The organism is Mycobacterium palustre (assembly GCF_002101785.1).
Lineage (GTDB): Bacteria > Actinomycetota > Actinomycetes > Mycobacteriales > Mycobacteriaceae > Mycobacterium > Mycobacterium palustre.
In genome coordinates this window covers 59,553-71,311 of record NZ_LQPJ01000070.1, presented here as the reverse complement: position 1 = coordinate 71,311, position 11,759 = coordinate 59,553, and the positions used below count along the sequence as shown (strand labels likewise).

Annotated in this window: 9 protein-coding genes, 2 tRNA genes and 2 pseudogenes; 8 read left to right on the top strand and 5 right to left on the bottom strand. The window is 69.6% G+C overall.

The annotated features are described in order from the left end of the window. Positions 1-32 precede the first annotated feature (32 nt). Positions 33-252, bottom strand: a pseudogene (locus AWC19_RS06590) (NAD(P)H dehydrogenase); the annotation flags it as partial. Next, positions 249-1,676 carry a phytoene desaturase family protein gene (locus AWC19_RS06585; protein WP_085077266.1) on the bottom strand — a complete coding sequence of 476 codons (1,428 nt, stop codon included), beginning with the start codon at positions 1,674-1,676 and terminating at the stop codon, positions 249-251. The gene AWC19_RS06585 and the pseudogene AWC19_RS06590, both read right to left, overlap by 4 nt. Before the next feature lie 29 nt (positions 1,677-1,705). Between AWC19_RS06585 and serA the strand changes: the two genes are divergently transcribed. Next, the gene (gene serA, locus AWC19_RS06580) at positions 1,706-3,289 is read left to right on the top strand and encodes a phosphoglycerate dehydrogenase (protein ID WP_085077265.1); all 1,584 of its coding nucleotides are present in this window, start codon (positions 1,706-1,708) and stop codon (positions 3,287-3,289) included. Continuing rightward, the gene (locus AWC19_RS06575) at positions 3,286-4,296 is read left to right on the top strand and encodes a 3-isopropylmalate dehydrogenase (RefSeq protein WP_085077264.1); all 1,011 of its coding nucleotides are present in this window, start codon (positions 3,286-3,288) and stop codon (positions 4,294-4,296) included. Before serA ends, AWC19_RS06575 begins: the two co-directional genes overlap by 4 nt. Before the next feature lie 136 nt (positions 4,297-4,432). Here AWC19_RS06575 and AWC19_RS06570 read toward each other — a convergent pair. Further along, a pseudogene (locus tag AWC19_RS06570) lies at positions 4,433-5,440 on the bottom strand (MFS transporter); the annotation flags it as partial. Positions 5,441-5,674: 234 nt separating this feature from the next. Between AWC19_RS06570 and AWC19_RS06565 the strand changes: the two are divergent. The 4 genes from AWC19_RS06565 to AWC19_RS06550 all read left to right on the top strand — a co-directional run bounded on the left by AWC19_RS06565 (position 5,675) and on the right by AWC19_RS06550 (position 8,291). Continuing rightward, positions 5,675-6,475: a fumarylacetoacetate hydrolase family protein gene (locus AWC19_RS06565; protein WP_085077263.1), complete on the top strand. Its 801-nt coding sequence runs from the start codon at positions 5,675-5,677 to the stop codon at positions 6,473-6,475. Continuing rightward, the gene (gene gltX, locus AWC19_RS06560) at positions 6,472-7,950 is read left to right on the top strand and encodes a glutamate--tRNA ligase (protein WP_085077262.1); all 1,479 of its coding nucleotides are present in this window, start codon (positions 6,472-6,474) and stop codon (positions 7,948-7,950) included. The genes AWC19_RS06565 and gltX overlap by 4 nt, the downstream gene beginning before the upstream one ends. A gap of 124 nt (positions 7,951-8,074) precedes the next feature. Further along, a tRNA-Gln gene (locus tag AWC19_RS06555) sits at positions 8,075-8,146 on the top strand. Positions 8,147-8,218: 72 nt separating this feature from the next. After that, positions 8,219-8,291: transfer RNA gene (locus AWC19_RS06550), tRNA-Glu, on the top strand. Positions 8,292-8,310: 19 nt separating this feature from the next. On the opposite strand, the gene AWC19_RS06545 is transcribed toward AWC19_RS06550, so the two are convergent. Both AWC19_RS06545 and AWC19_RS06540 read right to left on the bottom strand, forming a co-directional pair. Next, positions 8,311-8,823: a pyridoxamine 5'-phosphate oxidase family protein gene (locus tag AWC19_RS06545; protein WP_085077261.1), complete on the bottom strand. Its 513-nt coding sequence runs from the start codon at positions 8,821-8,823 to the stop codon at positions 8,311-8,313. A gap of 43 nt (positions 8,824-8,866) precedes the next feature. Beyond that, a complete protein-coding gene (locus AWC19_RS06540; RefSeq protein WP_085077260.1) occupies positions 8,867-9,568 on the bottom strand; it encodes an IclR family transcriptional regulator in 702 nt (233 codons plus the stop codon). A gap of 59 nt (positions 9,569-9,627) precedes the next feature. Here AWC19_RS06540 and leuC point away from each other — a divergent pair, with 59 nt between their 5' ends. Then, positions 9,628-11,076 (top strand): 3-isopropylmalate dehydratase large subunit, encoded by a 1,449-nt coding sequence (gene leuC / locus AWC19_RS06535; protein ID WP_085077259.1) that lies wholly within the window; start codon positions 9,628-9,630, stop codon positions 11,074-11,076. A 25-nt stretch (positions 11,077-11,101) separates the two neighbouring features. Further along, the gene (gene leuD / locus AWC19_RS06530) at positions 11,102-11,698 is read left to right on the top strand and encodes a 3-isopropylmalate dehydratase small subunit (protein WP_085077258.1); all 597 of its coding nucleotides are present in this window, start codon (positions 11,102-11,104) and stop codon (positions 11,696-11,698) included. The last annotated feature ends 61 nt before the right edge of the window (positions 11,699-11,759 follow it).

Sequence of the window (11,759 nt, the reverse complement as noted above, 5' to 3'; positions counted from 1 at the left end):
ATTTTTTCGCCCTGAGAGCACGTTGGGCGGCTCACGGCGCCGGCCCAGACGACGTCGTCGCCGGTGGCCGCCGGAAGGTCTTTGGTTGCTTCGTAATCCGCGGTCCACGCAGGGTTGTGAGCGAACGTCTGGGGGTCCTTGCGTCTCGGCGACGTGTCGCAGCCGCACCTCGGCGTCCGCGGACTGCGCCGCCGCGGCGACGCGCCGTGCGATCGTGGTGGCCGAGTAGTAGATGATCGCGAGCTTGGTCATGGGGCCAGCCCAGGCATGCCGAGGCCGAATTCGCGGCGCAACAGCGTTCGCGCGGCGTAGTAGCCGGCCATGCCGTGCACGCCGCCGCCGGGTGGGGTGGCCGCCGAGCACAGATAGGCCTTGGGAATCGGTGTGCGCCAAGGGTTTAGGCGCGGTGTGGGGCCGGCGATCGCGCGCCAGGCGGAGTTGGCGCCCATCCCAATGTCGCCGCCGACGTAGTTGGCGTTGTGGTCGGTCATCCGCGCGGCGGGTACGGCCCGCGCCGCCACCACGATGTCGCGAAAGCCCGGGGCGAACCGCTCGACGATCCCGGTCACGGTCTCGGTCGCGTCGAGGGTGGAGCCCGACGGCACGTGGGCGTAGGTCCAGAACGGCCGGCGGCCGACGATGTCGATGCGGCCGGGATCGGCGATGTGCGGCGAGGCGGCCAGCACCATCGGCCACTGGGCGTGGCGCCCCGCGGCGATGTCGGCCTCGGCGCGCGCCATCTGCTCGCGGGTTCCGCCCAAATGCAGCGTCGGCGCCCGCCGCAGGCGCGGGTCCGACCACGGGATCTCGTCGCTGAGCACGAAGTCGACCTTGGCGACACCCGGACCAAAACGATAGCGGCGCAACGCTTTTGCGTAGCGAGCGGGAAGCGCGTCGCCGTAGATCCGCAGCAGCGCGGTCGGCGCCGTGTCGAAGACGACGACGCCCGGCGGCGGCTCGGTGACCTCGGTGTTGGCGGCGAGCTCGCCGCCGTGCGCGCGTAGGTCGGCGATCAGCGCGTCGGTGATCGCGCGGGTGCCACCCACCGGGATCGGCCAGCCGACCGAATGGGCCAGCGTGGCCAAAAGCATCCCGGCGCCGGCCGCCGTCGGCGACGGCATTCGCGAAATGACATGGGCGGCAACGCCGGTGAACAGCGCCCGCGCGTCTTCTCCGGCCAGCAAGCCCCACGCCGGGGTGCCCTGGGCCAGCATCCGCAGCCCGAGCCGCAGCGCGGTCGGCGGCGAGGGTGGCACCGAGCGTTTGTCGCCGAGCAGCAATCCCACCACGCCGTCGGAGTGGGTCACCAGCGGGCCGAGCAGCCGCCGCCAGGAGGCGCCGTGCTCCAGCTCGGCGCAGGTGCGCTCGAGGTCGCGGTAGGCGATGGCCGCCGGGCGGCCCGGCAGCGGGTTGGCGTAGGAGATCTCCGGCACCGCCAGCTGCACGCCGCGCGCGGGCAGGTCGAACTCGGCGAAGAACGGCGAGGCCAGCGCCAGCGGGTGAACCGCCGAGCACACGTCGTGTACGACTCCGGGAGAGTCCGGGTCGGCCGCGGTGCGGGCGCCGCCGCCGAAGGTCGGCTGTGCCTCGATGACCTGCACTTTCAGGCCGGCCCGCGCGCAGATGACGGCCGCGGCGAGCCCGTTGGGTCCGCTCCCCACGACGGTGACGTCCACCGGTCAATTACAGCCGATAGGCTGGCCGGGTGAACCTGCCAGTTGTACTTATCGCCGACAAACTCGCCGAATCAACCGTGGCCGCCCTGGGGGACCAGGTCGAGGTGCGCTGGGTGGACGGGCCCGACCGGGAGAAGCTGCTGGCCGCCGTGCCCGAGGCCGACGCGCTGCTGGTTCGGTCGGCCACCACCGTCGACGCCGAGGTGCTGTCGGCCGCCCCCAAGCTCAAGATCGTCGCCCGCGCCGGGGTGGGTCTGGACAACGTCGACGTGGACGCCGCCACCGAGCGCGGGGTGCTGGTGGTCAACGCGCCGACGTCGAACATCCACAGCGCCGCCGAGCACGCGCTGGCGCTGCTGCTGTCCGCGGCCCGCCAGATCCCGGCCGCCGACGCGTCGCTGCGCGCCCACACCTGGAAGCGGTCGTCGTTCTCGGGCACCGAAATCTTCGGCAAGACGGTCGGTGTCGTCGGCCTCGGCCGGATCGGCCAGTTGTTCGCGCAACGGATCGCGGCCTTCGGCACCCACGTCGTCGCCTATGACCCGTACGTCGCGCCCGCCCGGGCCGCGCAGCTCGGCATCGAGCTGCTCTCGCTGGACGAGCTGCTGGCCCGCGCCGACTTCATCTCGGTGCACCTGCCGAAGACGCCCGAGACGGCGGGCCTGATCGACAAGGAGGCGCTGGCGAAGACCAAGCCGGGCGTCATCATCGTCAACGCCGCGCGCGGCGGCCTGGTGGACGAGGCGGCGCTGGCCGACGCGGTCAGCAGCGGCCACGTCCGCGGCGCCGGCATCGACGTGTTCGCCACCGAACCGTGCACCGACAGCCCGCTTTTCGAGCTGCCGCAGGTGGTCGTCACGCCGCACCTGGGGGCGTCCACCGCCGAGGCCCAGGACCGTGCGGGCACCGACGTGGCCGAGAGCGTGCGGCTGGCGCTGGCCGGCGAGTTCGTCCCGGACGCGGTCAACGTCGGCGGCGGCGTCAGCGAAGAGGTGGCGCCGTGGCTGGATTTGGCGCGCAAGCTCGGCGTGCTGGCCGCCGCCCTGTCCGACGGCCTCCCGTCGTCGCTGCAGGTGCAGGTGCGCGGCGAGTTGGCTTCCGAAGACGTTGCGGTGCTGAAGCTTTCGGCGCTGCGCGGACTGTTCTCGGCGGTGATCGAGGATCAGGTCACCTTCGTCAACGCGCCGGCGCTGGCCTCCGAACGCGGCGTGACCGCCGAAATCAGCACGGCGTCGGAGAGCCCCAACCACCGCTCCGTCGTCGACGTGCGCGCGCTCGCCCACGACGGATCGTGCGTCAACGTGGCGGGCACCCTGTCGGGACCGCAGTTGGTCGAAAAGATCGTGCAGATCAACGGCCGCAACTTCGACCTGCGCGCCCAGGGCACCAACCTGGTGATCAACTACGTCGATCAGCCCGGCGCGCTGGGCAAGATCGGCACCTTGCTGGGGGCGGCCGGGGTGAACATCCAAGCGGCGCAACTGTCCGAGGACGCCGAGGGCCCGGGCGCGACGATCCTGCTCCGACTCGATCAGGACGTGCCGGGCGACGTGCGGTCGGCGATCGCCGCCGCCGTCGGCGCCAACAAGCTTGAGGTGGTTGACCTCTCGTGAAGCTGGCTGTTATCGGTGGCGACGGGATCGGTCCGGAGGTGGTGGCCGAGGCGCTCAAGGTCCTCGACGCGGTGCTGCCCGGTGTGGAGAAGACCAGCTACGACCTGGGCGCCCGCCGGTTCCACGCTACCGGCGAGCTGCTGCCGGATTCGGTGCTCGCCGAGTTGCGCGAGCACGACGCGATCCTGCTCGGGGCGGTCGGCGACCCGTCGGTGCCCAGCGGCGTGCTGGAGCGAGGTTTGTTGCTGCGCCTGCGTTTCGAGCTGGACCACCACGTCAACCTGCGGCCGGGCCGGCTCTACAAAGGGGTGACCAGCCCGCTCGCCGGCAACCCGGACATCGACTTCGTGGTGGTGCGCGAAGGAACCGAGGGGCCCTACACCGGAAACGGTGGCGCCCTTCGCGCCGGCACGCCCCACGAGGTGGCCACCGAGGTGAGCGTCAACACCGCGTTCGGTGTCCGCCGGGTGGTGCGCTACGCGTTCGAGCGCGCCATGCAACGCCGCAAACACCTGACGCTGGTGCACAAGAACAACGTGCTGACCTTCGCGGGCAAGCTGTGGTCGCGGATTGTGGCCGAGGTCGGCGAGGAGTATCCCGACGTTGAGGTGGCGTATCAACACGTCGACGCCGCCACCATCTTCATGGTGACCGACCCGGGCCGCTTCGACGTGATCGTCACCGACAACCTGTTCGGCGACATCATCACCGACCTGTCCGCGGCCGTGTGCGGCGGAATTGGCTTGGCCGCCAGCGGGAACATCGACGCCACCCGCGCCAACCCCTCGATGTTCGAGCCGGTGCACGGCAGCGCGCCCGACATCGCCGGGCAAGGCATCGCGGATCCGACCGCGGCGATCATGTCGGTGGCGCTGCTGCTTTCCCACCTCGGCGAGGACGCGGCCGCTGCTCGGGTGGACCGGGCCGTCGAAACCTATCTGGCAGCCCGCGGTGACGGACGACCCGCCACCAGCGCAGTCGGCGAACGGATTGCAGCCGCGCTCTAGCCTCCAAGCCGGGCGGCAGCAGCCGCGTCGGCACCAACGGTATTGCCACCAACGGGAATAGCCCGCACAGGGCCCACGCCGGCGGGTATTTCGCGGCGGTGATCAAGACACCGAACAGCGGGGACCCGGCCGCGGCCGCCAGCCGCTGGGTGGTGTTCTGAATGCCCAGGGCGCGGCCGCTCCAGAAGGGCCCGGCGAATTCGGTGACCGCGGTCGCCTCGAGGCCGTTGTCGAGCACGGCGATCACCGAGACGGCGATCATGAGCGGCACCTCGTAGCGCGAACTCAGGTGATCGGCGATGGCCAGCAGGAACAGGGTCGAGGCGGCCGCGACGGCGATGATGCGGACCGGTCGCATCCGCGAGCCCACCCGGTCCGACCAGCGACCCGCGGCGATGCGGCCCAGCGCGCCCAGCAGCTGGGACACGGTCACCAGGCCACCGGCGGCCGCGACCGACCAGCGGTGATGGTCCATGAGCCACACCAGCATGAAGGTCACGGTCACCGTCTGCGGCATCATCAGCAGGCCGGCCACCGCGTGGATGCGCCACAGCACCGACGAGCCGCGGTACGGGCTGGACAATTCCTGGGTGGTGGCCGTCTCGCGGGGTTTTCGCGGCGGGTCGACGACGCCGACCGCGCTCGCCAATGCCGCCGCCGTGCACACCAGCGCGGGAAACATCAGCCCCGCGCGCGGTCCCCGCTCGGCCAGCTCGGGCATGATCAGCGCGCCCAACGCGATGCCCAGCGGCTGCGCGGTCTGGCGAATGCCCATCGCCAATCCGCGCTGCTGTGGCGGAAAACACGCCGACACCAGCCGGCCGCCGGCGGTGTTGCAGCTCGCCGCGGCCATGCCGCCGAGGAACAAGTAGACGCCGACCCACACCATCGAGTGCACCGACGCCGACGCGTAGGCGGCCGCCGCCGTGAGGCACGAGCCCGACGTCAACACCAGCCGCTCGCCGACCCGGTCGAGCACGTAGCCCCACGGGATCAGCGTGACGACCATGCCCCAGCTCGGCATCGACGCCAGCAGACTGGCTTCCGCCAACGGGGTTCCGCGGTTGGCTTCCAGCGACGGGATCAGGAAGGCGACGCCGTTGATGAACAGGAAGGAGCCGGTCGTGACGAACAGCGAGACCATCATCATCGACCAGCGCTTGCCGGCGCCGAGCCCGGCGGCCTGGCCCTCGGGCATCAGCCCATGTTGACACAGGCCCGCAGCGCCCGGCTGCGCCGCGCTCGCGACCGTCACGGGGTCGATGGTGACGGCCCGCAGCGCCCGGCTGCGCCGCGCTCGCGACCGTCACGGGGTCGATGGTGACGGCCCGCAGCGCCCGGCTGCGCCGCGCTCGCGACCGTCACTAGGCTTAGCCCAATGCGCCTTGGTCGAATCGCCAGCCCCGACGGTGTCGCGTTCGTCAGCATCGAGGGCGAACTCGACGATCCCGCCGGCATGGTCGCCCGGGAAATCGCCGAACACCCTTTCGGCACGCCGACCTTCACGGGCCGCTCGTGGCCGCTGGCCGACGTCCGGCTGCTGGCACCGATGCTGGCCGGCAAGGTGGTCTGCGTCGGCAAGAACTACGCCGATCACATCGCCGAGATGAGCAACTTCGCAACCGGTCCCGCCGCGGCGGACCCGATCATCTTCCTCAAGCCCAACACCTCGATCATCGGCCCGAACGTCCCGATTCGGTTGCCGGCCAACGCTTCACCCGTTCATTACGAGGGGGAGCTGGCCGCGGTGATCGGCCGGCCGTGCAAGGACGTCACCGTGGCCCAGGCCGCCGACAACATCCTGGGCTACACCATCGGAAACGACGTGTCGGCGCGCGACCAACAAAAGGCCGACGGCCAATGGACGCGCGCCAAGGGGCACGACACCTTCTGCCCGGTCGGGCCCTGGATCGTCACCGATGTCGACCCGGCCGACCTCGAATTGCGCACCGAGGTCAACGGGGAGGTGAAGCAGCACAGCCGCACCTCGCTGATGATCCACGACGTCGGGGCCATCGTGGAGTGGATCTCGGCGGTAATGACGCTGCTGCCGGGCGATCTCATCCTCACCGGAACCCCGGCGGGCGTGGGCCCCATCGAGGACGGCGACACGGTGTCCATCACCGTCGAGGGCATCGGCACCCTGACCAATCCCGTAGTCCGCAAGGGTAAGTCGTGACCGCCCCGGCCGCCGCGGAAGGCACAGTGCGCGTGCGGTTCTGCCCGTCGCCCACCGGCACCCCGCACGTCGGGATGGTCCGCACCGCGCTGTTCAACTGGGCCTACGCGCGACACACCGGCGGCACCTTCGTGTTTCGCATCGAAGACACCGACTCCCAGCGCGACACCGAGGAGAGCTATCTGGCGCTGCTCGACGCGCTGCGCTGGCTCGGCCTGGACTGGGACGAGGGGCCCGAAATCGGGGGGCCCTACGGCCCGTACCGGCAGTCGCAGCGCAGGGACATCTACCGCGACGTGGTGGAAAAGCTGCTCGAGGCGGGAGAGGCCTACTACGCCTTCTCCACCCCCGAGGAGGTCGAGGCGCGCCACGTCGCGGCGGGCCGCAACCCCAAGCTGGGCTACGACAACTTCGACCGGCAGCTGACCGATGCGCAGCGCGCGGCCTATCTCGCCGAGGGCCGTCGGCCGGTGGTGCGGCTGCGGATGCCGGACGAAGACCTCGGCTGGGACGACCTGGTGCGCGGCCCCACCACGTTCGCGGCGCGGACCATCCCCGATTTCGCGCTCACCCGCGCCAACGGAGAACCGTTGTACACCTTGGTCAATCCGGTCGACGACGCGCTGATGAAGATCACCCACGTGCTGCGCGGTGAGGACCTGCTGCCGTCGACCCCACGCCAGCTTGCCCTGTATCAGGCGCTGATCCGGATCGGAGTCGCCGAGGGGACGCCCCAATTCGCCCACCTGCCAACGGTGTTGGGCGAGGGAACGAAGAAACTTTCTAAGCGCGACCCGCAGTCGAACCTGTTCGCCCATCGCGACCGCGGCTTCATCCCCGAGGGCCTGCTGAACTATCTGGCGCTGCTCGGCTGGGCGATCGCCGACGACCACGACCTGTTCACGCTTGACGAGATGGTGGCCGCGTTCGACGTCGTCGACGTCAACTCCAACCCGGCCCGGTTCGACCAGAAGAAGGCCGACGCGCTCAACGCCGAGCACATCCGGATGCTGGACGTCGGCGACTTCACCGCCCGGCTGCGCGACTACTTCGACGCGCACGGCCATCGCATCCCCCTCGACGATGCCGGGTTCGCCATGGCCGCCGCATTGGTGCAGACCCGCATCGTGGTCCTGGGCGACGCGTGGGAGCTGCTGAAGTTCCTCAACGACGACGACTACGCGATCGACCCCAAGGCCGCCGCCAAGGAGCTCGGCCCGGACGGGATCGCGGTGCTCGACGCCGCGCTGGCCGCGCTGGACGGTGTGACGGAGTGGACCACGCACAACATCGAGGCGGCCCTCAAGGCCGCCCTCATCGAGGGCCTGGCGCTCAAACCGCGCAAGGCCTTCGGTCCGATTCGGGTCGCCGCGACGGGAACAACGATCAGCCCGCCGCTGTTCGAATCGCTCGAGCTGCTCGGCCGTGATCGCAGCATGCGGCGGCTGCGGGCCGCCCGCGACGACGCGGCGTAGATCTTTGATAGTCTGCACTGCGGTTCGCAAACGTCCACAGCGGCCTACAGCGGCCGGCAGACGCGGTCCCGGGGCGGGCATCAACCTCAGGAACCCGCTCTGACCAGCGTTTTTAGGCAGCCAATGGGGTATGGTGTAATTGGCAACACAGCTGATTCTGGTTCAGCCGTTCTAGGTTCGAGTCCTGGTACCCCAGCAAAGCCGCACCAGCGCAAGCGATTAGGTGCGCCCCCGGCTGTGAGCTATGCTGGCAGCTCGGATCGGTTCTGGCCCCGTCGTCTAGCGGCCTAGGACGCCGCCCTCTCACGGCGGTAGCGTGGGTTCGAATCCCATCGGGGCTACAAAACCGTCTGCGCGCCGTTACTGGCCGTCGCGCAGGGCCGCCGGCGCGGTCGACCCGCCCACCGGCATCGGCGGCAGGCCGAGCTTGCGGTGATCCCAGGAGCGGGCGCGACGCGCGACGATGCGCACGCAGACTCGCTTGTTCATCATCTGCTCGACGAAGGGCTTCATCTCGTCGCTGTAGGGGCCGGTGTAGCGCTCGAACACGCTGACCCCGACCCGGTGCGAGACCTCTGGATCGTCGACGATCTCGGCGACGCCTTCGAAGGACACCCCACGCAGCGTGTCGTAGGTGTCGCCGTCCTCGATCAGAAAGCTCACCCGGGGGTCCCGCTTGAGGTTGACCGCCTTCTGGGATTTCGCCTTGGTCTCGAGCCAGATTTCGCCGTCGACCACCGCGTACCACATCGCGGTCAGGTGCGGCTGGCCGTTGGGCCCGACCGTGGCCAGCGTGCCGGTGCGGCTCTTGGCGACGAAATCGGCGATCTCGTCGTCGGACATGACGATGCTCGCGCGCTGATTGGTTCCCATGGTTCGTCAGTGTGTCAGGTCGGCTGCGGCGCCCGGCGTTTGGCTACAGCCGACGGGTGAGGGCCTCGGCCGCGGCGAGAAGGTCGGCGGCCCAGCGGGCACCCGGTCGCCGCCCGATCCGGTCGACGGGCCCCGACACCGAAATCGCCGCGACGACGATGCCGCGGCGGTCGCGAACCGGCGCGGACACGCTCGCGACGCCCGGCTCGCGCTCGGCGACGCTTTGCGCCCAGCCGCGCCGGCGCACCTCGGCCAGCGCGCGATCGGTGAATTTCGCCGTCGGCAACACGGTTTTCTGCGTCGCTGCGTCGCTGTAGGCGAGCAGTACTTTGGCCCCCGACCCCGCGGTCATCGGCAGACGCGCGCCGACCGGAACCGTATCGCGAAGACCCGCAGCCGGTTCCGCGGCGGCCACGCAGACCCGCGAAGTGCCCTCGCGGCGATACAGCTGCACGCTCTCGCCAGTCGTCTCACGCAGCGCGGGCAACACCGCCGCGCTGGCCGCCAGCAGGGGATCGTCGACGCGCGACGCGAGCTCGCTGAGCGCGGGACCCAAACACCAGCGCCCTTCGTCGTCGCGCGCGACCAGCCGATGCACCTCCAGGGCGGCCGCCAGGCGGTAGGCGGTGGCCCGGGGCAAGCCCGTCCGTTCGCACAGTTCGGCTAACCCGCAGGGCGATTCCGCGATCGTGTGCAGCACCCCCACCGCTTTGTCGAGGACGCCGATGCCGCTATGCTGTCTCACATAGAGATAGTAACGTCTCGGATTCTGAGACGCAGCTTAAGGCACCGAACAGAGGCGAAATGGCATACGACTCCAAGGCGGCCGGCGCAGCCGGGCCGCGCACCCTGGCCGAAAAGGTCTGGGCCGACCACGTTGTGGTGAAAGGCGGCGACGCCGAACAAGGCGATGCGCCCGACCTGATCTACATCGACCTGCACTTGGTCCACGAGGTCACCAGCCCGCAGGCCTTCGACGGCCTGCGCCTGGCCGGCCGGCCGGTGCGTCGCCCCGAGCTGACGCTGGCCACCGAGGACCACAACGTGCCCACCGTCGACATCGATAAGCCGATCGCCGACCCGGTGTCGCGCACCCAGGTCGAGACGTTGCGGCGCAACTGCGCCGAATTCGGTGTCCGGCTCTACCCGATGGGCGACATAGACCAGGGCATCGTCCATGTCGTCGGGCCCCAATTGGGCCTCACCCAACCGGGAATGACGATCGTCTGTGGCGACAGTCACACCTCCACCCACGGCGCGTTCGGTGCGCTGGCGATGGGCATCGGCACCTCGGAGGTGGAGCACGTGCTGGCCACCCAGACGTTGCCGCTGCGGCCATTTAAGACGATGGCGGTCAACGTCGACGGCGAGTTGCCCCCCGGCGTCACCGCCAAGGACATCATCCTCGCGCTGATCGCCAAGATCGGCACCGGCGGCGGACAGGGTCACGTCATCGAATATCGCGGCAGCGCCATCGAATCGCTGTCGATGGAGGGCCGCATGACGGTGTGCAACATGAGCATCGAGGCCGGCGCCCGCGCCGGCATGATCGCCCCGGACGAAACCACCTACGAATTCCTGCGCGGCCGCCCGCACGCGCCGACCGGCGCGGACTGGGATGCCGCGCTCGGGTATTGGCGCCAGCTGCGCACCGACCCCGGTGCCGTCTTCGACACCGAGGTCTATCTGGACGCGGCCGCCTTGAGCCCGTTCGTCACGTGGGGAACCAACCCGGGCCAGGGGGTGCCGCTGGCGGCGACGGTGCCGGATCCCGAGGAGATGCCCGACGACGGCGAACGCCAGGCCGCGGAGAAAGCTTTGGCATACATGGACCTTCGCCCGGGCACCCCGATGCGCGACATCGGTGTCGACGCCGTGTTCGTCGGCTCTTGTACCAACGGTCGTATCGAAGACCTGCGTGCGGTGGCCGATGTGTTGCGTGGGCGGAAGGTGGCCGACGGCGTCCGGATGCTCGTCGTCCCGGGCTCCATGCGGGTGCGCGCGCAGGCCGAAGCCGAAGGGCTGGGCGAGGTTTTCACCGCCGCGGGCGCCGAGTGGCGGCAGGCGGGCTGCTCGATGTGCCTGGGCATGAACCCCGATCAGCTCGCGCCGGGGGAGCGCTGCGCCGCGACGTCCAACCGCAATTTCGAAGGGCGGCAGGGCAAAGGCGGCCGCACACACCTGGTGTCGCCGGCCGTCGCCGCGGCGACGGCCGTGCGGGGCCGGCTGTCCGCGCCGGCCGACTTGAACTAAGAGACCACACCGAATCGAGGACGAGATGGAAGCCTTTCGCACCCACACCGGTATTGGCGTGCCGCTGCGCCGGTCCAATGTCGACACCGACCAGATCATTCCCGCGGTCTTTCTGAAGCGGGTAACCCGAACCGGTTTCGAGGACGGCTTGTTCGCTTCGTGGCGGTCGGATCCCTCATTCGTGCTCAATCTCAGCCCCTTTGATCGGGGCTCGGTTCTGGTTGCCGGACCCGATTTCGGCACCGGCTCGTCGCGTGAGCACGCGGTGTGGGCGCTCATGGACTACGGGTTCCGGGTCGTCATCTCGTCTCGATTTGGTGACATTTTTCGGGGCAACGCGGGCAAAGCGGGCCTCCTGGCGGCCGAAGTTTCCCAAGACGGCGTGGAACTGCTTTGGAAGCTGATCGAGCAGAGCCCCGGCTTGGAAATCACTGCCAATCTTCAAGATCGAAATATCACCGCGGGAACGACGGTGCTGCCGTTCAAGATTGACGACCACACCGCCTTCAGACTGCTCGAGGGTCTCGACGATATAGCCCTTACGCTGCGGAAACTCGACGAAATCGAGGCGTTCGAGGCGGCGCGTCCGCAGTGGAAACCGAGCACCTTACCCGCCCCGTGACGGGCCGACGGGGATCGGGTTTCTTCTCGGTCGGCTAAGTAAACCGGACCGGTTTTGCGGC